Below are 23,704 nucleotides of genomic sequence, written 5' to 3' on the forward strand. Positions count from 1 at the left end.
CGGCCCCACAGGACCGGCCGTAGAAGTCAGCAGATTACGAAGATTGTTCTTCGTCGTTGGTCAGGTTTTTCGCCTGCTGTTTCATAAACACCACTTCCTGTGGGCTGGACATATTGACCCGCTCAGCCCGCAGCAGCTTGAGAATATTGAACAGCAGCTCACTTTTGGTGGCGCCAACCATGCGTGGGCTGGCCACATAGCCGGTCACGCTGAGAATAATACCTTCCGGGCCGAGCTGGCTAAAGCGAACATAAGGCGCCGGGGTATCCTGGATGGCTTCATACTCCTGGTAGGCACTCAGCAGAATATTGCGCACCTGCTCCGGGTCGATATCTGTCGGGAACGTCAGCGCGATAGTCACCACGCCCTGTGCATTGCCCATGGTGGCGTTACGCACGTTTTGCGAGATGAGCTGCGAGTTAGGTACGATCATCGTCGAACGGTCGCTGAGCTGGATCTCGGTGGCACGCACGTTAATGCGACGCACATCCCCTTCCACGCCACCGATACCGATCATATCGCCCACTTTTACCGGCCGTTCGGTCAGCAGGATCAACCCGGAAATAAAGTTCTTCACGATTTCCTGCAGACCAAAACCGATACCCACCGACAACGCACTGACGATCCACGCCAAATTGTTCCACTGGATGCCCAACGCCGCCAGGGTGATCAGGATCAGCAGCACATAACCTACATTACTGAATAGCGTAACCAGCGATGCGCGAATACCAATGTCTGAAATGGTTTTCGGCAGCAGTTCCTGGCTAAGCCAGCGCTGAGTAACCCGCAGAATATAGATGCCTATCACCAGGCAAATCACCGAGTTGATCAGATTGCCCGGCACGATATTCAGCCGCTGCAGCCCTTCACCGCTCAGGATGGCGATGATCTTGTCCAGCAAGGAGTTGGGCGTGGTGGTGCCGAATGAACCGTTAAACAACGAGACAATCATCAATAACAGCAGCGAACACTTGGCAATGGCGGTGAAGATAATCGCCATCTGCTCCAGATGACGATCCTTAAAGTTAAACGACTTTTTCAGCGTTTTGCCGCTGGCGGTCTGCGGCGAAAAGATTGCCCCGCACAGGTCGGTAGCGAACATCAGCAGGAAATAGAATGCCATCAACACCAGGGCAATCCAGATCACCTGATAAGTCAGGAAACGGGCGAAGGCGATATACCCCACCAGCAGTGAGAACAGGATAATCACTGAACACACCAGGGTGCTCATGTGCAACAAGCCACTGATGGTGGAACGTTTCTCTACGTGTTCGCCCTGCTGCTCCAGTCGGCGGCGAATGCGCTGGGAACGCAGCGGCATCGCCAACAGCACCATACCGATTAATCCGGCAACCAGACCGTTGCCGAAAATGGTGGTGGCCAGGCTGGCACTCACCACGTTGTTGATAAGCTCAATTGAGCCAAATGCCAAGGCTAACCCGGCCAGCAGCGGCGAAAAATAGCGTAAGCCGGCGGCCACCGCGTCATCCATGGCACCCAGACGCCATGACGGTCGGTTAAGAGACAGCGTCGCCCGGCCCAGACCGGCAATCAGTGCGCAGAAGATCCCCAGCCGATAAAAGCCTTCGGCAAAATCTTCCAGCATCCCCGGCAACGGCTGCGCACGGGTAAAAGTAAGATACAGCAGATTCAGCGCAATACTGGTGGTGATCACCGTAACGCTGACGGTGACCATGGCCATAAAGCTGCGGCGTAAACGTCCGTCCGGCAGAAAACGAATACTCACCCAGGCCAGAAAACGCTCGGAAAAATAACGCCCCCAAGACCAGATAATCACCGCCAATACCAAAAGAGTGAGGGTGCCGTAGCGCCACTCTTCCTGCCAACTGGCATCCCAGGCCTGTTTCATCGCAGTATTGAACGCATCCAATCGCTGTACGTCACTGTCCGCAGGTTGCACCACCGGCGACCAAAACTTGCCACCCAGCACGCTGCCGGTGTTCAACGCCAATTGGGTTTTGAACGCCACACGGCGCAAGTCGCTGATTTGCTGGCCCAGATCGATCGCGCCGGCTTTCATGGCCTGCGCGCGTTTTACCGCATCATCCAGCTGCTTTTTGCTGTTATTCAAGGCATTACGCTGCTGTACCACGGCGGCGGTTTCAGCCATCGAACCGGCGGCCGGCTGTGGGCCCAGGACGTCCAACTGCCCCTGCAGTTTCTCCTGCGCCGGTTGCAGATCGGTCGCCAGTTTGTCCAGCCCAGCGGCCAGATCGTCGGTAGCCAGCTTCAGCTTGCTGAGTTGGTTATCGTTGTCGGCCTTCGAGACCTGTTGCTTGATGCTGTCCAACTGTTTTTGGTAGTTCTTCAGCGCGGTGGCAGTATCCGGCGTGCTTTCGGCAACCGGGGTATCGTCCTGCGCAGCGACGCTGGTGAGCGGCGTTAACTGCAAGCCAAACAGCAGGAACAGGAAAAGAATAATCTGGCGGGGCTTTAACATAAATTCGGTGCTCAGCGTTTGCATGATAGACAGACGAAACAGGCGGGCCGGTATTTACCGATCCGCCTGGCTAATCATAAACTGTGATTATGATAACTGCTTAATCTGCGCTTAAATATCAGTATTACTCCCATTCAGCACGATTATTTACACCATCGCATTTCTCTGCGTAACACCAACAGATTTTTCCGTTTACCACACTGATAACTAAAGTCATTCACAGTGGCGTAACCGACCAAAGCGCCCTATACTCAGCTCACTCATTAACCAACGTTATAAAAGGAGGATTACTATGTCGATGTGTGAATTATTTTTTTACTCACACTTCTATAGTAATCACGGCTGCTCAAGCATTACCGGTATCGTGCTGCGATAACCCAGGCTTGAGCGAAGTTTACTAAAATCTGAAGTCCCTTCCCTCCGGCTTACCGGGTTGTCGTCAGCGATGTTTGACGATAGGCATCTGCATGCCTGTAACTCTTGAGTAAGCAATGAGCACATTACTTTCTGCACAATCTGTCGGTTACGACAACAATTTCGGCCCTCTGCTGGTTGAGGTTTCTTTTAGCCTGAAGAAAGGCGACCGCATTGGTTTAATCGGCCACAACGGCTGTGGCAAAAGCACCCTACTTAAAATTCTCAGCGGCGATCTGCCTGCCAGCAGCGGCAGCGTGACCCCGGCCCACCAATGTTTGATGGCGCGGGTAGAACAACACCTGCCCGAAACCCTGCACGGCTGTACCCTGCTGGAGGCGGTACTGGCCCGGCTGCCAGAAAGTCAACGCGTCAGTGAAAGCTGGCAAGGCGAAGTGCTGCTGGCCCGTCTGGGTTTCGCGCCAGCGTCATGGACGTTAACCGCCGGTACCCTGAGCGGTGGCCAGCACACCCGCCTGCTGCTGGCGCGCGCGTTAATCCGTCAACCCGACCTGCTGCTGCTGGATGAGCCCAGCAACCATCTGGACTTGCCCACGCTGCTGTGGCTGGAACGGTTCTTGCAAAACTGGTCCGGCAGCTTTGTGCTGGTCTCCCACGATCGTTACCTGTTGGATCAGGTGACTAACTGCACCTGGATCCTGCGTGACAAAACCCTGCAGTTCTTCCGTTTGCCCTGTACTGCGGCGCGCCAGGCGCTGGAGGAACAGGATGCCGCCGATGCCCATCGTCGTCAGGTGGAGCAGAAAGAGATCGACCGGGTGGCAAAAAGCGCCCATCGGCTGGCCATCTGGGGCAAGGTTTACGATAACGAAGACCTGGCCCGCAAGGCCAAGCAAATGGAAAAACGCGTTGACAGGCTGAAAGAAGAGCAAACCATGCTCAGCGCGGGCAGCCAGTGGCGGCTCAGGCTGAAGGGGGAAGCCGTGAATGCCGACCGTCTCTTGGCTCTGCCACTACTGGCAGTGCGCCCGGCGGTCGATGCACCGGTGCTGTTCCGTCTCGATCCATTGTGGGTCAAAAGCGGAGACCGCATCGCCATCGTCGGGCGTAACGGCTGCGGTAAATCATCGCTGCTGCAGCATCTGTGGCGGGAATACCAGGACGCGTCCCTGCGGGAAACGGTTTTCCATCCGCGGGTACGCATTGGGTATTACGATCAAAGTCTGCAACAGTTACATGATGACGACACGCTAAGTGAAGCATTAACCCACTTCGCTGCGCTGGCCGAAGACCAGCGGAAAATGGCATTGATTGGCGCCGGTTTCCCTTATCTGCGTCATCAACAACGCATCAGTACCCTGAGCGGCGGCGAGCGTTCACGCCTGCTGTTTGTTGGCCTGACGCTGGCTAACCATTCGCTGCTGTTACTCGATGAACCCACCAACCACCTGGATATGGAAGGCAAGGAGGAGCTGGCGGAGACTTTGCGCCAGTTTAACGGCGCAGTCATATTGGTCACTCATGACCGAATGCTGATCGAAAATAGCTGCAACCGTTTCTGGTTGATTAACCATCAGCGGCTGGAAGAGTGGCAGGATCTGGAGCCGGTTTACGCCCGCCTGGCAGAAGAGAGTGACACTGTCACTATAACTACCCCAAACCAGAATGCCGTCAATTATCCGTTGCAGCACGATGACGAGGAACGGCTGTTGGCCGCGCTGTTTGAACTGGAAAGCAAACTGCAGGAGGATTTGGCGCGCAAGCCAAAACATCAAAAAACCCAGTTGCAACAGCAATGGCGCGAAGAGATTGCCACCCTTAGCGCCCGGTTGAATCTGGACTAACCTTCACAGGCCGCCCACGGGCGGCCTTTCCACAAGGCTCCGCTGCCGGACTCAGACGACCGATTTGGGCTTGATCGGTTCCACATGCCCTACTGCCCGGGAAATACTTGGGTAAAGCGCGCGCAGTTGGCGCTCTATGCTGTCCACCGCCGCGTGCGCTGACACAATGGAAGCCGCCGGGGAAACCCGACAATGGAAATTGACGATAATGCCGTCGGCAGTTTTACGTGCGCGGATGTTATGGACGTCCTGCACCATCTCGCCGTTCTCCACCACCGTCTGCAGGATTTGGCGAATGCTTGCCAGTTGGTCAGGCGCAACATCCTCGCTGGCAATCCAATGGTGCATCTGCGGTTCCAGGTGCGTTTCAATCTCCGTATCTTCACCTATCGCCTGCCGCAGCAGGGTTTCAATCTCACTGGCAATATCGTGGGCCTGCGCGACGCTGGCATTGGCCGGCACCGCCAGATCCATGCTGATCGACATCCGTTCCGGCAGTTGCTGTAACGCCACATTTTGCACCACTGCACCGTGATTGGCGGCGATCACCCGGATACGGGTTGCCATGTCTTCATCGCTGCGGGTTTGCGGATTGGCAATCACCGTGGCCTCGGCGTGGGCATACTGCTGTTCCAGACGCTCGGCGATAGACTGTTTCAACGCGTTGATGCGCTCCAGCGGCAGAGTGCGGCAAACAGCGACGGTCACTTCAATAAACACAATGGCACCGGCGTTACGAATACGGAGACTCTCGGTGGCCAAAATCGCCGGGAAGCTGTCGAGCAAGGCGCTGATTTCTTCTTTGGCACCGACCGGCGCCGTGTCCATCAGGGAATCGAACGAACGTTTCCCCAGTTTTATCGCTGCCACCACAATAAAACAGGCCACGATCAGCGCGGCAATAGCATCTGCACGGTTGAAGCCCAGCAGGACAAACACCATGCCCAGCAACACCACGGCGGAAGCCAGCATATCGGAGAAGAAGTGCAGCGCATCGGCTTCCAAAGCCGCGCTGTCGGTGGCCTTGGCCACGCGATTCAGCGCCTTGACGCGGAAGAAGTCGACCACAATCGAGATCAACAGCACGGCGATCACCACTGGTGCCGCGACAATCTGATGGGCTTCGCCGAGCAGGCTTTTGCCTGCCTCATAAACTATCCAGCCCGCGGCGCCCAACAGCAGCAGCACTTCAAACAGCGCCGCCAGGTTTTCAACCTTGCCGTGGCCAAAATGGTGGTCATCATCGGCCGGCTTGTCGCTGATACGCACCGCCAGCCAGGTAATACTGGTGGCAACAAAATCGGTAAGCGAGTGGATCCCTTCGGAAATAAGGCCAATACTGCCGGTAAAAATACCGGCAATAAATTTACCGATCGCCAATAGCCCGCTGGCTATCATGGAATTTCTGGCAACGGATTCTTTTTCGTTTTGCATATTACGGCTCACATTCAAATAGGTAATTCATTTTTTTATTTTAGTCGACCATTGCCAGACAAAAGCAACCAGCAGCATAGTACCCGAGAATGTCAGCAGTAAACTAGAAAGGAATTCTGATTTTCCGGTTGAATAAAAATAAATCTCATTCACACCGACAGAGATCATCAAAATGGCATAAAGCAGGCCAAGAATAAGAATAGTCATGGTGGTAATACTCCCTGAAATTCGCTCCAGGCGGTCAGTATTTAATCGCACCCTCCCCGACGTAAATAAAACCTACGGGGAGGATGCATCCAGGCGGATCTTTAGCGTTCATTAATCATCCCATTTGGTGCTCATATAGGCGGCCAACAGGCCCAGCGAGCTGATAATGCTCAGGAATCCTACAAAAATTGTCATATTTCCCATTATTTTGTCCTCGGTTAACTAATATCGATAGATGCCCCTTTAATTAAAAAACGGGGATTGTCATTACTCATGGATATTTACCTTCCTCCTATCCAGTGAGATAAAATGCCCGCTCCGGCTGCGACACGGAGCGGATCGCGGTTTAAATATCCAGAATGTACTGGGCGATTTTGAAGTAAATAATCAGGCCGGTGCCATCAATAAAGGTGGCGATAAAGGGTGCCGAAACCACTGCCGGGTCGATCCCCAATCGCTTGAGCAGCATCGGGATAATCGAGGAGACAATGGCGCTCCAGACGGTGATCGCCACCAGCGACAGGCTGACCACCAGCGTCACATCCATCCCCACGCCCATGATCCAGGCCCGCACCCAGGCGGCGATGCCGATGGTGACCGCAATCAACAGTGACGTGGACACCTCTTTACGGATCACCGCACCCAGATTACGCAGGCTAACCTCGCCCAGGGCCATGGCCCGTACCAGGGTAGAAGTAATCTGGGTGCCGCTGTTACCGCCGGTACCGATCAACAGCGGGATAAAAAATGCCAGCGCGATCGCCGCTTCCAGCTGTTCTTCAAACGCCTTAAGCACATTGCCGGTGTAAGCTTCGGCAACAAACAGCATCAGTAACCATACCGACCGCTTGCGCCATAATGCCCAGGGGCTGGTCTCCAGATAAGGTTTATCCAGCGGCAGGCTGGCGCCCTGGCGTTGTGCATCTTCGGTGTTTTCATCTTCAATCAGCCGGGCAATTTCTTTTTCGCCCAGCACACCAACCAGGGTTTTATTCACCACTACCGGCACCACGTCCAGCCCCCCCTTACCCAATAAATGGGCGACGTCATTACGATCGTCATCCGGGGAAACCTGAAAATAGCTGTGGTTGATCATTACGCCAACGGCTTTATCGTGATCTTCACACTGTAATAATTTTTTAACCGACAGCGTGCCACGCAAATGATAATCATCGGCGGTGACAAACAGTTGTGTCGGAATTTCGTCGGTTTTAAGCTGCGAAAGGAAATACGCTTTGGCTTTATTGACCGTCATATTGCCTGGGATCGTAATAAAATCGGCATTCATATAGCCAGCTACCGAAGACTCATCAAGAGTTTCAGTTGCGACCAGCGCCGAACAGGGGGAGTTGTGATGTGACTTCATTATGTTAGTCCCTATTTCTGTTTAAACTTCAACAGCGAATCGCATAGGGGCGTTAACCACAGAGGGAGTGCAGACAGCCTATCTCCGCGTCCAGGTTTTAGCACTATACAACGTATCTGATGGTATGCATCAGAAGTTACTTTGGGCTGAACCTTAATCCGATAAAGCCTGTCTTAACCTTGGGCATCTCTCGATGTCGTCAGATCAGTAACCTGTGTTTGTATAGGAGCCTCGCCAAACGAGATACTGCATATAAACTACGGGAGGCAGTATAGGCGCGGTTTTTTATTTTCGGGTGAAAATCTGGCTAACCGTTTATGAAACATTTAGAAAAAGTAATTAACAGCGGTTCAGAATCCTCCCAACCCGCATTATTAAAAGCTTAATGTGCGATGATATACACGTTTTTATCGTACAGCGGCCCCTGTCGGGTAAAGTCGATACCCTTCACATAGGGTTTGACCAGGGTCGCATTGGCTTCGTAGTAAACCGGGGCCACCGGCGTCTCTGCCGACAACAGGTCTTCGGCCTGCTGGAAGTATTGCTGCACCTGCTGTGGCGTCTGAGCGGCAGTGGCCTGATGCAACACGCGATCGTAATTTTGATTGGCGTATTTGGCCGAGTTCTCACTGCTGGTGGAGCGGAACACGTTCAGGAATGTCGAGGGATCGTTGTAGTCCGCCAACCAACGGCTGAAGACCACGCTGTATTGCCCGTTGTTGATGTTGTCCAGCACCACCTTGCGCTCCTGATTCTGTAAGGTGACGTCCACACCCAGGTTCTTTTTCCACATCGCACTGGCGGCGATCACAGTCTTCTTGATGGTCGCGTCGTTGCTGTACAGCAGGGTAAAGCGTAACGGATGTTCCGCGTTAAAACCGGCTGCGGCCAGCTGTTTAATCCGCCGGTGCTTCCAGCCGGTTATTGACTGAGTTAAACGGCGTAAGCCGGGGTTCAGACAGCACCTGTGCTCCCCCTTGTGCCAGGCTGGCGGTGGAATACGTTATCGGACCCCGTAATAATGGCGAAACTTAATTTTTCCTTAAGACAAGATAATTAGTGAGCGAAATCTAAAAATAAATTAATACGAATCGTTTTCACTATCATTATTAATGTTCTTATATACAATCAGGGCAGCCCGACGCCCGTCAGGCCTTGTTGACTGAACTTCTCTGCACTCCCTCAATAAAAAAGGATGACTGTATGAAGCTGCGTTTTTCTTCTCTCGGCCCGATTGCCCTGTTGGCGTCGTCCATGATGCTGGCGTTGTCGGCCAATGCGGCATCCCAGGATGAAGGCATTGTTATTTATAACGCCCAGCACGAAAACCTGGTGAAATCCTGGGTGGATGGCTTTACCAAAGACACCGGCATTAAAGTGACCCTGCGTAACGGCGGTGACAGCGAGTTGGGGAACCAACTGGTGCAGGAAGGCAGCGCGTCCCCTGCCGACGTGTTTCTGACGGAAAACTCCCCGGCGATGGTGTTGGTGGATAACGCCAAACTGTTTGCCCCGTTGGATGCCGCCACGCTGGCGCAAGTTGAACCGCAATACCGTCCGCAGCACGGCCGCTGGGTCGGCATTGCCGCCCGTTCAACGGTGTTCGTCTACAACCCGGCGAAACTGACCGAAGCACAGTTGCCCAAGTCGCTGCTGGATCTGGCCAAGCCAGAATGGAAAGGCCGCTGGGCTGCCTCGCCTTCCGGTGCGGATTTCCAGGCGATTGTCAGCGCTTTGCTGGAGCTGAAAGGCGAAAAAGCCACGCTTGAATGGCTGAAAGCGATGAAAACCAACTTCACCGCCTATAAAGGCAACAGCACCGTGATGAAAGCGGTCAATGCCGGTCAAATCGACAGCGGCGTTATCTACCACTATTATCCGTTCGTCGACGGTGCCAAAACCGGCGAGAACAGTAAAAATATCAAGCTTTATTACTTCAAACACCAGGATCCGGGCGCTTTCGTCAGCATCTCCGGTGGCGGCGTGCTGGCCTCCAGCAAGCACCAACAGCAGGCACAAGAGTTCGTTAAGTGGATCACCGGTAAAAACGGTCAGGAGATCCTGCGCACCAACAATGCCTTCGAATATGCGGTTGGGGTCAACGCGGCTTCTAACCCGAAACTGGTTCCGCTGAAAGAGCTGGACGCGCCAAAAGTTGACGCTTCCGCGCTGAATGGCAAAAAAGTGGTCGAATTGATGACCGAAGCCGGGTTGATGTAAGCCGGTTGATCAGTACAGAGAGCTTTTAACCTTATGTCCAATATCGGTTTCAACGCCGCAGGCACGGCGCCACGCTATGCTTCGGCCCGCCGCCATCAACGGCCAGGGCTGTTTATCGTCGCGGCAGCCATTTTATTTTCCCTGTTGGCGTTGCTGCCCTTGGGCTTTGTCATTAGCGTGGCGTTTGAAACCGGCTGGTCAACGGTGAAAGCGCTGGTATTCCGCCCCCGGGTGGCCGAGCTGCTGTTGAACACCCTGCTGTTGGTGGTGTTCACGTTGCCAATTTGCGCCATTCTGGGGGTGACGCTGGCCTGGCTGACCGAACGCACTTCGCTGCCGGGCCGCCGCATTTGGTCACTGTTGGCGACCGCGCCGCTGGCGGTTCCGGCGTTCGTGCAAAGCTACGCCTGGATCAGCCTGGTGCCCTCAATGCATGGGCTCGGTGCCGGAGTCTTTATTTCGGTCATCGCCTACTTCCCGTTTATTTATCTGCCGGCCGCTGCGGTATTACGCCGGTTGGATCCCGGTATTGAAGACGTTGCTACTTCGCTCGGCACGCGACCGTCGGCGGTATTTTTCCGCGTGGTATTGCCGCAGCTCAAACTGGCGATTTGGGGCGGTTCGCTACTGGTCGCGCTGCATTTGCTGGCCGAATATGGCCTGTATGCGATGATCCGCTTTGACACCTTCACCACCGCCATTTTCGATCAGTTCCAGTCCACCTTTAACGGCCCGGCGGCCAATATGCTAGCCGGGGTACTGGTGCTGTGCTGTCTGGGATTACTGATGCTGGAGGCCGCCAGCCGCGGCCGGGCGCGTTATGCTCGCGTCGGCTCCGGCAGTGCGCGCAGTCAAACGGCCTATCGCCTTGGCCCCCTCGCTACCCTGTTCGGCATGCTGTTGCCCCTGAGTCTCACCGCATTGGCGCTGGGCGTGCCCTTTATTACGCTGGCTCGCTGGCTGACCCTGGGCGGGCTCGAAGTATGGCGCAACGCCGAACTGCTGCCGGCATTGCTGCAAACGCTGTCACTGGCTGCCAGCGGTGCGTTGCTGATCACCCTGTGCGCCATCCCGATGGCCTGGCTGTCGGTACGCTACCCGGCACGATTGTATCGGGTGCTGGAAGGCTGCAATTACGTCACCAGTTCGCTGCCCGGTATTGTGGTGGCGCTGGCGCTGGTGACCATCACCATTCACAGCTTCCGGCCTATTTATCAAACAGAAATCACCCTGCTGCTGGCCTATTTGCTGATGTTTATGCCACGCGCCCTGATCAACCTGCGCGCCGGTATTGCGCAGGCCCCGGTAGAGCTGGAAAACGTGGCCCGCAGCCTTGGGCGCTCACCGGCACAGGCGCTATGGAGCACCACCCTGCGTCTGGCCGCGCCTGGCGCCGCCGCAGGTGCGGCGCTGGTGTTTCTGGCAATCTCCAATGAGCTGACCGCGACGCTGCTACTGGCCCCCAACGGCACCCGTACGTTGGCCACCGGCTTCTGGGCGCTGACCAGCGAAATTGACTATGTGGCGGCCGCGCCCTACGCCCTGATTATGGTGGCATTGTCTCTGCCACTGACCTGGCTTCTTTATTCTCAATCCAAACGTACGGCGGGATTATGAGCACGCTTGAACTGCAAGGCATCGGTAAATCCTATAACTCGGACAAGGTGCTGGAGCATGTTGACTTGCGAGTTGAACAGGGCAGCCGCACCGCGATTGTCGGCCCTTCCGGCTCAGGGAAAACCACCCTGCTGCGTATCATTGCCGGTTTTGAAATACCGGACAGCGGCCAGGTGATGCTGCAGGGCCAGCCGATGGCCAACGGCAGCGGCTGGGTACCGGCACACCTGCGTGGCATAGGTTTTGTACCGCAGGACGGCGCGTTATTCCCGCACTTTACCGTAGCCGGCAATATCGGTTTCGGCCTGAAAGGCAGCAAGCGCGACAAGCAACTGCGTATTGATGCGCTGATGGAGATGGTGGCGCTGGATCGCCGTCTGGGGGCATTGTGGCCTCACGAGCTTTCCGGTGGGCAGCAACAGCGGGTGGCCCTGGCTCGCGCCCTGTCTCAGCAGCCCAAGCTGATGTTACTGGACGAACCCTTCTCCGCGCTGGATACCGGCCTGCGCGCCGCAACCCGCAAAGCCGTGGCGGAATTGCTGGCTGAGGCCAAAGTCGCATCGATTCTGGTGACCCACGATCAGACCGAAGCCCTGTCGTTTGCCGATCAGGTAGCGGTGATGCGCAACGGTCGATTGGCGCAGGTTGGACCGCCGCAGGATCTCTATCTGCGCCCGGTGGACGAGCCGACCGCCACCTTTTTAGGCGAGACGCTGGTACTTTCCGCCGAGCTTGAGCAAGGCTGGGCCGATTGCGTGCTCGGGCGAATTGCCGTGGACGATCATCAGCGCCGTGGCCCTGCCCGCATCATGCTGCGTCCGGAACAGATCCAAATCAACCAGTGCGAGACTCAGCAGCAGAGCCAGGCGATGGTGACCAGTATCGATTTCGCGGGTTTTGTCTCCACCTTAAACCTGCGCATGACCGGCAGTGATATCGCAATCGAGATTAAAACCGTCAGCCGCGAAGGTATTCGCGCCGGTTCTCACGTCAGCCTGAATATCATCGGCCAGGCACATATCTTTGCCGAGTAATACAGCAAGGGGCGCTTTAGTGCCCCGGCTATTCAGGCCAGTTGGCCAACGCCGACTGTATTAACCGTCTACTTCCTCGCCGTTCAGAAAGATATAACCTATCGCAGCCATCGAATACGAAAACCCCCGTCATCAACTACGATTAGTCTGTGACCGGTGTAATCACTCGCCCGTCCGGAGATAACCCACAGAGGATTATCATAATTATTCATACTGTTTGAGCCGCTGTTCTTTAAAGTGGCTAAGAAAGGTTAATTATGGCACGTACTACCCCCCTCGAACGCTACCGCAATATCGGCATCTCAGCGCACATTGATGCCGGCAAAACCACCACCACCGAGCGGATTCTGTTTTATACCGGGGTCAGTCACAAGCTGGGCGAAGTGCACGACGGCGCCGCCACCATGGACTGGATGGCACAGGAGCAGGAACGCGGGATTACCATTACCTCGGCGGCGACCACCTGTTTCTGGAACGGCATGCAGCATAATTATCCGCAGCATCGCATCAATATTATCGACACCCCGGGGCACGTGGACTTCACCATTGAGGTCGAGCGTTCCATGCGCGTACTGGACGGTGCGGTGATGGTTTATGACTCGGTGGGCGGTGTACAGCCACAGTCAGAAACCGTCTGGCGTCAGGCCAATAAATACAAGGTGCCGCGGCTGGCGTTCGTCAACAAAATGGACCGCGTCGGCGCTGACTTTTTCCGCGTGCGCAAAATGATGATCGAACGCCTGAAAGCCAACCCGGTACCGATCGTTATCCCGATGGGTGCCGAAGACCATTTCACCGGCGTGGTGGATTTGGTGCGTATGAAAGCCATCCTGTGGGACGAGACAACCCAGGGGATGAGTTTCAGCTTTGAAGAGATCCCCGCCGAGCTGCGCGACTCCGCACAGGAATGGCGAGACAAAATGATCGAAGCCGCCGCCGAAGGCTCGGAAGAGTTGATGGACAAATACCTCAATCAGGTGCCGTTGAGCGAAGAAGAGATCGTCCGTGGTCTGCGCCTGCGCACCGTTGCCGGTGAAATCCAGCCAATGCTGTGCGGCTCGGCTTTCCGTAACAAAGGCGTGCAGCGCATGCTGGATGCGGTAATCGAACTGATGCCTTCACCGCTCGACGTTCCGCCGATGGAAGGCCATGACCAGCACGACAATATCGTTATCCGCCGTGCCGCCGATGACGAAAAATTCTCGGCGCTGGCGTTCAAGCTGATGACCGACCCCTTCGTCGGCCAGCTAACTTTTGTGCGAGTCTATTCCGGCGTGCTGACCAAAGGCAGCAGTGTCTACAACCCGGTAAAAGACAAGAAAGAGCGCATCGGCCGCATTGTGCAAATGCACGCTAACGATCGCAAGGATGTCGAGGAACTGCACGCCGGTGATATCGCCGCCTGCGTGGGGCTAAAAGACGTCACCACCGGCGACACGCTGTGTGATCCGGCGGCCATCATCACGCTGGAAAAAATGGTCTTCCCGGAACCGGTGATCGCGCAGGCGATCGAGCCGAAAACCAAAGCAGATCAGGAGAAAATGGGCATTGCGCTGCAGCGACTCACCTCCGAAGATCCGTCGTTCCGCGTGCGCACCGATGAGGATTCCGGCCAGACCATTATTTACGGCATGGGCGAGTTGCACCTGGAGATCATCGTCGACCGCATGCGCCGCGAGTTTGGTGTGGAAACCACCACTGGCAAACCGCAGGTGTCTTACCGCGAAACTATCCGCAAACGCGTCACCGACGTGGAAGGCAAGTTTGTGCGCCAGTCTGGCGGTAAAGGCCAGTACGGCCACGTGGTGTTGACGGTTGAACCGAATGAACCGGGCAAAGGCTTCGAGTTTTTAGATGAGATCAAGGGTGGCGTGATCCCGGGCGAGTTTATCCCAGCGGTGAAAAAAGGCCTGCTGGAGGCGCTGAGTAACGGCGTACTGGCCGGTTATCAGGTGGTGGATGTCAAGGTGCACCTGACCTTCGGCTCTTACCACGACGTCGACTCTTCGGAACAGGCCTTCCGCATGGCGGCGATCTTCGGCTTCAAAGAAGCCTGCCGCCAGGCCGACCCCGCGATCCTCGAGCCAATCATGTCGGTAGAGGTGGAAACGCCCGAAGACTACGCCGGTAGCGTGATGGGCGACCTGTCGTCACGGCGAGGTATGGTACAGGGAATGGAGGATATTCCGGGCGGAGGCGGTAAAGAAATTCACGCCAAGGTACCGCTGTCCGAGATGTTCGGCTATTCCACCACTCTGCGCTCAATGTCGCAGGGGCGCGCTACCTACACCATGGAGTTCAGCCACTACGCCGAAGCGCCGCGCAGCGTGGCTGAAGAGATCATTCACCACAGTAAAAAATAACCTCATCGCCTGCCGCTCCCAGCGGCAGGCTTCACTCTTTCGCGACCAGTGACACCACCACCGGCTGCGGCTTAATCCGCATCGCGTACACCACCCCGATAATCAGGCAGGCAATACCGCTCAGCGTCAACAGCGGCGGCCAGGCCTGACGCAGCATAAAGGTATAAGCCAGCCCCGCCAGAATTTCGAAGACGATCAACGGCCCCACCAACACCGTCGGCAAACGCTGGCTCGCCTCATTCCAGCACAGCGCACCTATCCAGGAACACAGCATGCCGATAGCGATCATCAAGGGCACAAACACCTCCGGCCTTGGTCCAAACGGCAACGCAAACGCCGGTTGGGTCAGAGTCAATTGGCCGCAGACCAACAGATAACCAACCAGTGCCAGCGGCAGGGTGACCAGGCCCTGCGCGGTCGCCCAGGTGGCGGGCCTTTGGTTGGGGTTTTCCCGCAGCCAACGGGCATTGCGCAAGGGGAACCAGGTCCAGCACGCCACGGCAACCAGCGCCAACCCCAGCCCGCTGGTATAACGCCAGACATCAACCGGTGCGCTATTGCCCTGCAGTTCGGCAACGTTAACCAGCGCCAGTCCACTGGCGATTAATATCAGCGCCGGTGTCAGTTTACGCCAGGAAAGGCGTCCGTCGTGTCGGCTGTAAAACAGGTTGGCAGTCACCGAGATCACCACCGGCAGCGTGCCGATAATCATGGTGGATACCGGTGCCCCGGTGCGCTGAATGGCGCTGGCCAGGCACAGGTAATACAGCAGGTTACCGATCGCCGTCAGTTTCAGCGCCTCCAGCCAGTCGTTACGCCGTAACTTTTTCAGGCGCCGACGATCCAGCCACGCCAGCGGCAAGGCAATCAGGCCAAAGGCCAGGTAGCGGCCGGTAGACTGTAACGCCGCCGGATATTCCGGGATCAGCACCGGGCCAACAAAAATCAAACCCCACATCAAGCCCGCAGACAGGGCAAATAACACGCCAACAAACATAGTGACTCCATCAGAACCCGTGAATAAAACCTGGGGTCAGCCTAGCCGACTTTGGCGAAGGAATATTGTAGCAGGTTGCTGTTTTAGCGGGCCGTAACCTGTTTTTGGTAACGCACTGGCGTGACACCGTAACGGTTAGCGAAAGCTCGGGTCAAATGAGCCTGATCGGTTAGCCCCGCCGCCACCGCCACTTGCGCCGCAGGCATACCACGCCCCAGCATCTGTTTGGCCTGTGACAGACGGATCGCCATCAGCATCTGTTGAGGGGATGCATGGTATTCGGCTTTGAATTTACGTTGGAAATGATAAGGGCTAAGGGAAACCAGTGCCGCCAACTGATCCAACGTAATGACGGTGGCGAAGTTATCCTGCAGATAGCTTTTGACGATATCAAAACGGTGCGCCGCTTCCGCCTTCAGCGGCCGGGCGGCCTGAATATGCGGGCGGAAAATGGCAATCACCTGCAGTAACAGGTGGTCAATGGTCAGTCCGTCATCGGCTTGCCACAGTGCCGCCAGCGTGGCCGATAATTGCTGCGCCGCCTGCGGATCCTGGCGTACCGCATCGGTGAACCAGAACCCCTGCTCGCCGGACAGCCGCTCCAGCGTGGCCGGCTCCAGATAAAGCATACGATAATTCCAGCCGCCGGCGGTTTCTGCCTCACCGGTATGCAGCTCATCCGGGTTCATCAGCACCAGAGAACCCGGTGCCGCCCGATGTTGCGCCCCACGATAGCGAAAACGCTCAGCGCCAAAATCGACGGTACCTATGGCAAAGGCATTATGGGTGTGCGGTTCAAAGGCATAACGCTCAATATGGGCGTGATAAAGCTCTACGCCCGGCACCTGCGATAATTGCCGGAACTGCGCGCTGTCTTTTTCAAAGGGAAACTGTTGTGGAACACCCTGCACCCGTACCACCCTGCTTCAATGCCGCTCGTGGCTGTATGATAGTCAAAGCGGCGGGCTTTGAGTAGTGGCGCACGCGGTGCTCTGGACGCTGCTGCTCATTGCGCGTAGGGTATTTTATCCAGCGTCTGGTGCCTGCAAGTTAGCGCCGACCTGTTGATTATCCCGCCACAGAGTGGGAAACCGTCTTTAACCCCCCTGAAAGTAAGAGGCAACAATGTATCCAGATACTCAACTCTATATCGACGGACAATGGCGCAACGCAGTTGCCGGCAAAACCACGCCGGTCACCAACCCCGCTACCGATGAGGTGATTGGCAGCGTGGCACATGCCACCACGGCCGATCTCGATCTGGCGCTGGCTGCGACCGAACGCGGTTTTAAAGTCTGGCGTGAAACCTCCGCTTACCAGCGGGCAAACCTGATGCGTAAGGCTGCTGCACTGTTTCGTGAACGGGCAGAGAAAATCGCCGCGATCATGAGCCAGGAACAGGGCAAACCGGTGGCGCAGGCCAAGGTCGAAATTCTTAACTCGGCGGACGTGATTGACTGGTTTGCCGGTGAAGCCAGCCGTACCTACGGCCAGATCATCCCTTCCCGCAGCCAGGACGTCCAGCAGCAAACCCTGAAGTTGCCGGTAGGGCCAGTCGCGGCCTTTACTCCGTGGAACTTCCCGATTAACCAGATCGTGCGCAAGCTGTCCGCCGCGCTGGCCGCGGGTTGCTCAATCATTATCAAAGGGCCGGAAGAAACCCCGGCCTCACCGGCGGAGCTGATCAGAGCCTTTGCCGACGCAGGCGTTCCCGCCGGCGTGATCGCGCTGGTGTACGGTACCCCGGCGGAAATTTCAGAATACCTGATCCCGCATCCGACCATTCGTAAGATCTCGTTCACCGGCTCAACCCGCGTCGGCAAGCATCTGGCGGCACTGGCCGGTCAGCATATGAAAAAAGCCACCATGGAGCTGGGCGGCCACGCGCCGGTATTGATTTTTGACGATGCCGACCTCGATGCGGCCGCCAAAGAACTGGCATTGGCCAAGTTCCGTAACGCCGGGCAGGTGTGCATTGCTCCGACCCGTTTCCTGATCCAGCAAGGCGTTTATGAAGCCTTTGTCGAGAAATTCACCGCCGCGGTGCGTGAAATCAAAATGGGTAACGGTTTGCAGGAAGGCGTGACCATGGGACCCATGGTGCTACAACGCAGCGTAGACGCCATTGAGGCCTTTGTGAAAGATGCTATTGCCGAGGGTGCCAAAGCCACTACCGGCGGCAAGCGCGTAGCTGGCCCCGGTAATTTCTTTGAGCCGACGGTATTGCGCGACGTGCCACTGAGCGCCCGGGCAATGTCGGAAGAACCCTTTGGCCCGGTCGCCCTGCTGCGTCCGTTCGTGACCTACGAGGAAGCCATCGCCGAGGCCAATCGCCTGCCTTACGGTCTGGCGGCCTATGCCTACAGCCGCAGCATCGCTACGGTAACGGCATTGGGGCGTGATGTGGAAAGCGGCATGCTGAGCATCAACCATATCGGTTTCGGCCTACCGGAAACGCCGTTTGGCGGCGTGAAAGACTCCGGTCACGGTACCGAAGGCGGCAGCGAAGCCATCGAATCCTATCTGGAGACCCGCTTTGTTACCGTCGCCGGTCGATAATTAACTGTCCCCCTCTCCCTTGGGAGAGGGGGACTTTCACCCAGATAACAGCCCGGGCTTTACTTCGAACCAACCTTATCGAATAACACTCGCGCTGCCGGGGTTAAACCCAGCATATGAATGCAGGCATGCACCATGCCCGGTAACCGCTCACAACGTACCGCTACCCCATCCTCCCGCAGCCGCTGTGCATAATGCTCAGCCTCATCTCGTAATGGATCGTACTCGCAGCTCAGAATGGTCGCCGGAGGTAATCGCCGTAACGTCGCGGCATGCAGCGGTTCTGCGTAAGGGTCGAGCCCCTGAGCTTCTTCAGCCAAATAGTGGTGCCAGCAAAATTTCATTACCTCGCGCGTCAAAAAGAAACCCTGTTCATATTGCCGATAACTGACCGTATCCATCGCACGGCTTAACGCCGGATACAGCAAAAGCTGATGCTCAATCGATGGGCCACCCCGGTCACGGGCCAACAGCGCAACGGCTGCCGCCAGATTGCCCCCGGCGCTGTCACCCCCCACCGCGATCCGCGAGGCATCGATCCCCCACTCATCGGCCCGTTCAACCACCTCGCACAGCGCCTGATACACATCCTCCAACGGCCGTGGATAAGGGTGCTCCGGTGCCAATCGATAATCAACAGACAGGATCAGCCGCCCGCTAGCATTAGCCAGCGCCTGACAAGGTCGGTCATACAACGCCAGTGACCCCAGGCACCAACCGCCGCCGTGGGCGTATAGCATCGCAGGCATCGGTTCTTCCGCTGGCGCCCCCAGGGGCGCATAGGCGCGAATGGCGATCTTGTGCCCGTCATTGGCGATCACCGTCCCATCCCTGACACCGCCGCTGGCTTCACCCTCGCCCTGCAATGCCAACAGCCCGGTCTCGGCGGCGGCGCGCATCTCCGCCAGGGATGTCGGTGCTGTGGCCCCCGCCGTTTCCGCCAGAAAACGGGCAATCTGTGGATCAAGCGGCATCAGCCTGGCTCCCCAGCAAGAAAGGCACCACCAGGGCGATAAATGCCTCATGGCACTCTTCGGTAATGAAATGACCGCAGTCGGCGACCGTCTCACCGCGCAGGTTAACGGCGTTATCTCGTAAGGTAACAAAAGGCGCATCACCGGTTGCATGTTCCGCACCAATGGTCATCACCGGCATACCGAGCGGAGTTTCGGCGCGGCGCTGGTTTTGCCGAATGGTTTCCGGAATGGCACGGTAGTAATCAAATCCGGCCCGCAGGCTGCCCGGTGCCGAATAGGCCGCGATGTAAGTTTCCGCCGCCACCCTATCGCGCCGGTAGGACCAGCGGTTAAAGATATAGCTGAGATACTCCCTCTCACGCCCTAACGTCAACGCCTCCGGCAGGTCTGCCAACTGGTTGAACATGAAGTGCCACAGAAAAATGTTTTGCTCCGCCGGCACAAAAATCGGCGGTGCCGGGGCCAATCCCGGGATCACCGCTTCCGTCAGTACCAGTCCCGTTACCGCCTGCGGAAAATCGCTCGCCATCGCATAACCGATCCACATGCCAATATCATGACCAACCAGTTGATAACGCGCATGCCCAAGTTGCAGCATGCTCTGGTGTAGCGTAGCGGCCACGCTGCCGGTGTCATAACCGCCGCAAGGCTTGTCGGAATCGCCAATGCCCGGCGGATCCACCGCTATCGCCTTAAAGCCTGCCGCCGCCAGCGCCTGCATCACATGCCGCCAGGTGTACCAGGTTTGCGGCCAGCCAGGGATCAGCAATACCGGCTGCCCCTCGCCAAGCGTCACACAGTGAATACGGTTGCCATTTACCCGTGCATAGACGTGTTCGGGTTCAGGTCCATTCAGCATGGGCCCGTTATTTTGCAGTGTCATTGGTGTTCTCCGTGGTGAAAGGGCCTGGCTTAACGCAGGCCAAGCAAGGCATTGATTTGTTGTTGGTCAACCGGCGCACCGGCAAAATCATCAAACACCTTGTCGGTGACGTTGATGATGTGGTCACGAATAAAGGCGGCACCTTCACGTGCGCCATCCTGCGGATGTTTCAGGCAGCATTCCCATTCCAGCGTCGCCCAACCGGCGTATCCATGCTGGGTCAGCCGCGAGAAAATGCCTTTAAAATCCACCTGACCGTCCCCCAAAGAGCGAAAACGCCCGGCGCGATCGGTCCACGACTGATAACCCCCGTAAATGCCCTGTCGCCCGGTCGGATTGAACTCGGCGTCCTTGACGTGGAACATGCGGATAAAGTCCTTATAAATATCGATGTAATCCAGATAGTTCAGCTGTTGCAACACGAAGTGACTCGGGTCGAACAGGATCTGGCAGCGTGGGTGGCCCCCGACGCGCTGATGGAACATTTCGAAGGTCACGCCGTCGTGCAGATCTTCGCTGGGATGGATTTCATAACACAGATTTACCCCCTGCTCGTCGCAGGCATTGAGCACCGGCAGCCAACGTTTCGCCAGTTCATCGAATGCCGTTTCGATCAGCCCCGCTGGACGTTGCGGGAATGGGAACAAATAGGGCCAGGCCAGCGAACCGGAAAAGGTACCCATCTCACTCAGCCCCAGCCGTGCAGAGGCTTTGGCGGCCAACAGCAGTTGCTGGTGCGCCCACTCGCCACGAGCCTGCGGGTTGCCATGCAGTTCCGGTGGCGCAAAGCTGTCGCACAACGCGTCATAGGCCGGATGCACCGCCATCAACTGGCCAAAAATATGGGTCGTCAATTCACTGACCACCAGCCCGTGATCTGCCAGCATGCCGACCAGATCGTCGCAATAGGTTTGGCTTTCTGCGGCGGTGGCCAAATCAAACAGGCGACGGTCCCACGCCGGGATTTGCAGCGCTTTAAAACCGGTTTTTGCCGCCCAATGGGCGATAGCCGGCAGACTGTTAAAGGGGGCGGCATCGTCACTGAACTGTGCCAGATGCAGGCTTGGACCTTTCATAGTTTTCATCCTAAACTCCAATTGGTTGTCGATTGACAAACAATAGGCTTAAATGAATCTCTCAGCAAGCGAATTTTAAAAACTCGTTGGTATTACAGTGGATTTAAGCGATCCTGTTTCACAGAGCAACAGGTTAACAGGAGCAGAGGAATGGCAGGCAGACCGCGCGAATTCGACCGCGAACAGGCGTTACTGAAAGCACGTGACCTATTCTGGCGTCAGGGATATGAAGGCACTTCACTGTCGGATTTGGTCGCCGAACTGGGCATTGCCTCCGCACGTATTTATAAGGCGTTTGGCTCGAAAGAGTTACTGTTCCGCGAAGCCGTGGCCAGTTACGAAAGTCATGAGGGCGGCTTTGCCGATCGCGCATTCAGCGAGGAAGGCAGCATTCGCGTGGCGATAAAACGTTTGTTGAACGACGCGGTGATGCTCTACAGCCGCGCGGACCTGCCGCAAGGCTGCATGGTGGTCTCTTCCGCCGCCAGCGTCAGTGATGAAAACAGCGGCATCAAAGACTGGTTGGCAGAGCACCGCCTGCTGCGCACCCAAGGGATTATTGACCAACTGCGTGCCGCCGTAGCCACAGGCGAATTACCACCACAGACCGATGCTGATGCCCTCGGTGACTATTTTGCCGCCTTCCTGCACGGTCTGTCGGTGCAGGCGCGCGATGGCGTCAGCCACGCCCGGTTAGAAGCTGCGGTCAAGATTGCGCTATTGGCGCTGGAAAGCGGCGGTTAATCATTCCGGCAAATCAAATATCACCAGGGTGCCGTGGCTACCTGTCAGCACCCGGTGAGGCACACCGGCAGCGGCCTGATACAGTTGCCCGGCATTCACTCTAATCTCTTCGCCCTGCACTTCAATCCGTAGTTGCCCGGAGATCACCAGTAATCCTTCGTGATAGTCATGAACTTCATCGGCAATCTCACGCTGATCCATCCGTAATACTTTGATATTGGCTGGGCCGACGCGCCCAAGCACGCTGGATCGCCATGCCTGCGGTAAATCGGCGGCCAACGCAGTAAGATCGAATAATGACATAAGGCTTCATCCGTAAGCAGCACCATCGCTGCCACAGCAATTTACCTTCTCATTCGCCGACGGCTAAATAACCATTGATTTTAACCTATAGCCAAACGGCTCACACCGGCACCCGGCGGCTGATTTCCACCACCTGGTCGCTCGGCCAATATCACCAGCGTCCAGAAAATCAGCGACAACAGGCCGAGGATCACCGACGGGGACGGCGCATCACCGGAGAGAAACAGCACGGTTTTCAGGGTATACAGCGGGCTGGTGCCAATATCGCCAAACACCACCCCCAGTGCGCTGCCGGCCAGCAGCGGCAGGCTCATTTGGGGCGTCTTTTCCGGTTCGTTCCCTGTGGGCATTGTGCCCCCAGCCAGGTTAATCAATCATGGAAGCTTCAGATTACTAAGATATTCATACTGAGTTTGCGAAATGTCCAGTGTCCCATCCTGAAAATAAACCGTCATAAACATATCGCCCTGGCCGACGATATCTACACGCTGGTAGGTACCATTAACAAAACGGCGCACTATCGCCTGAATGGCATCGCTATGGTTAACAGGGATCGCATTATTGTCTGTCACTTTTTGTTCAAAAATAATGGGATGTTCTGCCTGAAGATTGGGGGTGCTCTGTGCGTACTGTGCGCGTTTGGCAGAGCTTTCAGACTTGAAATCGGTAAAGGCGTTGTGGGTGCTATTAAACATATCAGCCAGATTTTTGATATGTGCCGCCATCTGATTCACGACCATGGTTTTATTGGTCACAAAACGTTTGCCAAAAAAAGTTCCCGTGAATACGGCGAGCTGAGCGGCATTTCTGCCCAAAATACTGCCCACACCAGAACCTGCCCCCGCCCATAATCCCGCAATCAGAACCAGTCCGGCCCCACCCACGGTACTCGAAGCGATATTTTCAAAATGCTGAACACGAGCTCCCCTCTGCCATGAGGTACCCGGAACCGAAATGTTAATTCGGTTATCTAAATGATTAATTCGCCCCCCGGGGCGTTGCCCTGACTCAATATTATTGGCCTCCAGCCGGCGATTGTTTTCATCCTTGAGTTCACCCAACGTAAAAGCGATCTGGCTGGTCTCCGTTTTTGACAGTCGATACACTTCTTCCGGTGACATCGATCTGACGAGGATCAGCGCCTCATTCAAAACTTCAAGTGTTAAAAAGTTGGCTGATACGCGGTTATTTGTTTCGTGTTGTGATGTCAGTGCCAAGATTTCATGCGATTTAGGAAATGCCAT

Annotated in this window: 19 protein-coding genes, 2 pseudogenes and 1 riboswitch; of the genes and pseudogenes, 7 read left to right on the forward strand and 14 right to left on the reverse strand. The window is 56.1% G+C overall.

All coding sequences use genetic code 11. The annotated features are described in order from the left end of the window. Window positions 1-34 precede the first annotated feature (34 nt). On the reverse strand, window positions 35-2,461 hold the full coding sequence (locus F8R23_RS04035; protein ID WP_207213242.1) for a DUF3772 domain-containing protein: 2,427 nt from the start codon (window positions 2,459-2,461) through the stop codon (window positions 35-37). Window positions 2,462-2,952: 491 nt separating this feature from the next. Between F8R23_RS04035 and F8R23_RS04040 the strand changes: the two genes are divergently transcribed. Further along, entirely contained in the window at window positions 2,953-4,680 is a 1,728-nt protein-coding gene (locus F8R23_RS04040; protein ID WP_151415304.1) for an ABC-F family ATP-binding cassette domain-containing protein, read from the forward strand. 51 nt (window positions 4,681-4,731) lie between these two features. On the opposite strand, the gene F8R23_RS04045 is transcribed toward F8R23_RS04040, so the two are convergent. From F8R23_RS04045 to F8R23_RS04065, 5 genes and pseudogenes are all read right to left on the reverse strand, one after another. Then, entirely contained in the window at window positions 4,732-6,114 is a 1,383-nt protein-coding gene (locus tag F8R23_RS04045; RefSeq protein WP_151415305.1) for a cation diffusion facilitator family transporter, read from the reverse strand. 27 nt (window positions 6,115-6,141) lie between these two features. Further along, window positions 6,142-6,321 (reverse strand): hypothetical protein, encoded by a 180-nt coding sequence (locus tag F8R23_RS04050; RefSeq protein ID WP_129934590.1) that lies wholly within the window; start codon window positions 6,319-6,321, stop codon window positions 6,142-6,144. A gap of 111 nt (window positions 6,322-6,432) precedes the next feature. Next, on the reverse strand, window positions 6,433-6,525 hold the full coding sequence (mgtS, locus tag F8R23_RS04055; protein WP_013813036.1) for a protein MgtS: 93 nt from the start codon (window positions 6,523-6,525) through the stop codon (window positions 6,433-6,435). Window positions 6,526-6,667: 142 nt separating this feature from the next. Continuing rightward, on the reverse strand, window positions 6,668-7,687 hold the full coding sequence (locus F8R23_RS04060) for a magnesium transporter (RefSeq protein WP_129934589.1): 1,020 nt from the start codon (window positions 7,685-7,687) through the stop codon (window positions 6,668-6,670). Between the two features lie 75 nt (window positions 7,688-7,762). Beyond that, a riboswitch (M-box (ykoK) riboswitch) is annotated at window positions 7,763-7,937 on the reverse strand. A gap of 132 nt (window positions 7,938-8,069) precedes the next feature. After that, window positions 8,070-8,585 (reverse strand): annotated as a pseudogene (locus tag F8R23_RS04065) (peptide ABC transporter substrate-binding protein); the annotation flags it as partial. A gap of 305 nt (window positions 8,586-8,890) precedes the next feature. On the opposite strand from F8R23_RS04065, the gene F8R23_RS04075 reads away from it, so the two are divergent. The 4 genes from F8R23_RS04075 to fusA all read left to right on the forward strand — a co-directional run bounded on the left by F8R23_RS04075 (window position 8,891) and on the right by fusA (window position 14,921). Continuing rightward, window positions 8,891-9,907, forward strand: a complete 1,017-nt coding sequence (locus tag F8R23_RS04075; RefSeq protein WP_129934588.1) for an iron ABC transporter substrate-binding protein — start codon at window positions 8,891-8,893, stop codon at window positions 9,905-9,907. A 33-nt stretch (window positions 9,908-9,940) separates the two neighbouring features. Continuing rightward, window positions 9,941-11,524 carry an ABC transporter permease gene (locus tag F8R23_RS04080; protein ID WP_129934587.1) on the forward strand — a complete coding sequence of 528 codons (1,584 nt, stop codon included), beginning with the start codon at window positions 9,941-9,943 and terminating at the stop codon, window positions 11,522-11,524. Next, the gene (locus F8R23_RS04085; RefSeq protein WP_129938177.1) at window positions 11,521-12,558 is read left to right on the forward strand and encodes an ABC transporter ATP-binding protein; all 1,038 of its coding nucleotides are present in this window, start codon (window positions 11,521-11,523) and stop codon (window positions 12,556-12,558) included. Before F8R23_RS04080 ends, F8R23_RS04085 begins: the two co-directional genes overlap by 4 nt. A gap of 257 nt (window positions 12,559-12,815) precedes the next feature. After that, on the forward strand, window positions 12,816-14,921 hold the full coding sequence (gene fusA / locus F8R23_RS04090) for an elongation factor G (protein ID WP_129934585.1): 2,106 nt from the start codon (window positions 12,816-12,818) through the stop codon (window positions 14,919-14,921). Between the two features lie 31 nt (window positions 14,922-14,952). Here the strand turns inward: fusA and F8R23_RS04095 are convergent, their stop codons facing one another. Continuing rightward, window positions 14,953-15,918, reverse strand: a complete 966-nt coding sequence (locus tag F8R23_RS04095; RefSeq protein ID WP_129934584.1) for a DMT family transporter — start codon at window positions 15,916-15,918, stop codon at window positions 14,953-14,955. 83 nt (window positions 15,919-16,001) lie between these two features. Then, window positions 16,002-16,829: an AraC family transcriptional regulator gene (locus F8R23_RS04100; RefSeq protein WP_129934583.1), complete on the reverse strand. Its 828-nt coding sequence runs from the start codon at window positions 16,827-16,829 to the stop codon at window positions 16,002-16,004. Window positions 16,830-17,043: 214 nt separating this feature from the next. Between F8R23_RS04100 and F8R23_RS04105 the strand changes: the two genes are divergently transcribed. Further along, window positions 17,044-18,477 (forward strand): NAD-dependent succinate-semialdehyde dehydrogenase, encoded by a 1,434-nt coding sequence (locus F8R23_RS04105; RefSeq protein WP_129934582.1) that lies wholly within the window; start codon window positions 17,044-17,046, stop codon window positions 18,475-18,477. Between the two features lie 59 nt (window positions 18,478-18,536). Here F8R23_RS04105 and F8R23_RS04110 read toward each other — a convergent pair whose 3' ends face one another. The 3 genes from F8R23_RS04110 to F8R23_RS04120 are packed head-to-tail and all read right to left on the reverse strand — an operon-like array spanning window position 18,537 to window position 21,422. Continuing rightward, on the reverse strand, window positions 18,537-19,451 hold the full coding sequence (locus tag F8R23_RS04110) for an alpha/beta hydrolase (protein WP_151415306.1): 915 nt from the start codon (window positions 19,449-19,451) through the stop codon (window positions 18,537-18,539). Further along, entirely contained in the window at window positions 19,441-20,337 is an 897-nt protein-coding gene (locus tag F8R23_RS04115) for an alpha/beta fold hydrolase (RefSeq protein ID WP_129934580.1), read from the reverse strand. Before F8R23_RS04115 ends, F8R23_RS04110 begins: the two co-directional genes overlap by 11 nt. Before the next feature lie 29 nt (window positions 20,338-20,366). Beyond that, window positions 20,367-21,422 (reverse strand): sugar phosphate isomerase/epimerase family protein, encoded by a 1,056-nt coding sequence (locus tag F8R23_RS04120; RefSeq protein WP_129934579.1) that lies wholly within the window; start codon window positions 21,420-21,422, stop codon window positions 20,367-20,369. A gap of 141 nt (window positions 21,423-21,563) precedes the next feature. On the opposite strand from F8R23_RS04120, the gene F8R23_RS04125 reads away from it, so the two are divergent. Next, entirely contained in the window at window positions 21,564-22,157 is a 594-nt protein-coding gene (locus F8R23_RS04125) for a TetR/AcrR family transcriptional regulator (RefSeq protein ID WP_112349918.1), read from the forward strand. Here F8R23_RS04125 and F8R23_RS04130 read toward each other — a convergent pair whose 3' ends face one another. From F8R23_RS04130 to F8R23_RS04140, 3 genes and pseudogenes are all read right to left on the reverse strand, one after another. Next, window positions 22,158-22,460: a cupin domain-containing protein gene (locus tag F8R23_RS04130; RefSeq protein ID WP_129934578.1), complete on the reverse strand. Its 303-nt coding sequence runs from the start codon at window positions 22,458-22,460 to the stop codon at window positions 22,158-22,160. A gap of 146 nt (window positions 22,461-22,606) precedes the next feature. After that, window positions 22,607-22,810 (reverse strand): annotated as a pseudogene (locus F8R23_RS04135) (KUP/HAK/KT family potassium transporter); the annotation flags it as partial. Between the two features lie 24 nt (window positions 22,811-22,834). Beyond that, entirely contained in the window at window positions 22,835-23,704 is an 870-nt protein-coding gene (locus F8R23_RS04140) for a hypothetical protein (RefSeq protein ID WP_232811072.1), read from the reverse strand.

The organism is Serratia proteamaculans, from assembly GCF_008830365.1.
Taxonomy (GTDB): domain Bacteria; phylum Pseudomonadota; class Gammaproteobacteria; order Enterobacterales; family Enterobacteriaceae; genus Serratia; species Serratia proteamaculans.

Coding starts and splice junctions, on each gene's coding strand:
- F8R23_RS04035 (WP_207213242.1), bottom strand. CDS start 2,461: ATGTTAAAGCCCCGCCAGATTATTCTTTTCCTGTTCCTGCTGTTTGGC.
- F8R23_RS04040 (WP_151415304.1), top strand. CDS start 2,953: ATGAGCACATTACTTTCTGCACAATCTGTCGGTTACGACAACAATTTC.
- F8R23_RS04045 (WP_151415305.1), bottom strand. CDS start 6,114: ATGCAAAACGAAAAAGAATCCGTTGCCAGAAATTCCATGATAGCCAGC.
- F8R23_RS04050 (WP_129934590.1), bottom strand. CDS start 6,321: ATGACTATTCTTATTCTTGGCCTGCTTTATGCCATTTTGATGATCTCT.
- mgtS (WP_013813036.1), bottom strand. CDS start 6,525: ATGGGAAATATGACAATTTTTGTAGGATTCCTGAGCATTATCAGCTCG.
- F8R23_RS04060 (WP_129934589.1), bottom strand. CDS start 7,687: ATGAAGTCACATCACAACTCCCCCTGTTCGGCGCTGGTCGCAACTGAA.
- F8R23_RS04075 (WP_129934588.1), top strand. CDS start 8,891: ATGAAGCTGCGTTTTTCTTCTCTCGGCCCGATTGCCCTGTTGGCGTCG.
- F8R23_RS04080 (WP_129934587.1), top strand. CDS start 9,941: ATGTCCAATATCGGTTTCAACGCCGCAGGCACGGCGCCACGCTATGCT.
- F8R23_RS04085 (WP_129938177.1), top strand. CDS start 11,521: ATGAGCACGCTTGAACTGCAAGGCATCGGTAAATCCTATAACTCGGAC.
- fusA (WP_129934585.1), top strand. CDS start 12,816: ATGGCACGTACTACCCCCCTCGAACGCTACCGCAATATCGGCATCTCA.
- F8R23_RS04095 (WP_129934584.1), bottom strand. CDS start 15,918: ATGTTTGTTGGCGTGTTATTTGCCCTGTCTGCGGGCTTGATGTGGGGT.
- F8R23_RS04105 (WP_129934582.1), top strand. CDS start 17,044: ATGTATCCAGATACTCAACTCTATATCGACGGACAATGGCGCAACGCA.
- F8R23_RS04110 (WP_151415306.1), bottom strand. CDS start 19,451: ATGCCGCTTGATCCACAGATTGCCCGTTTTCTGGCGGAAACGGCGGGG.
- F8R23_RS04115 (WP_129934580.1), bottom strand. CDS start 20,337: ATGACACTGCAAAATAACGGGCCCATGCTGAATGGACCTGAACCCGAA.
- F8R23_RS04120 (WP_129934579.1), bottom strand. CDS start 21,422: ATGAAAACTATGAAAGGTCCAAGCCTGCATCTGGCACAGTTCAGTGAC.
- F8R23_RS04125 (WP_112349918.1), top strand. CDS start 21,564: ATGGCAGGCAGACCGCGCGAATTCGACCGCGAACAGGCGTTACTGAAA.
- F8R23_RS04130 (WP_129934578.1), bottom strand. CDS start 22,460: ATGTCATTATTCGATCTTACTGCGTTGGCCGCCGATTTACCGCAGGCA.
- F8R23_RS04140 (WP_232811072.1), bottom strand. CDS start 23,704: ATGGCATTTCCTAAATCGCATGAAATCTTGGCACTGACATCACAACAC.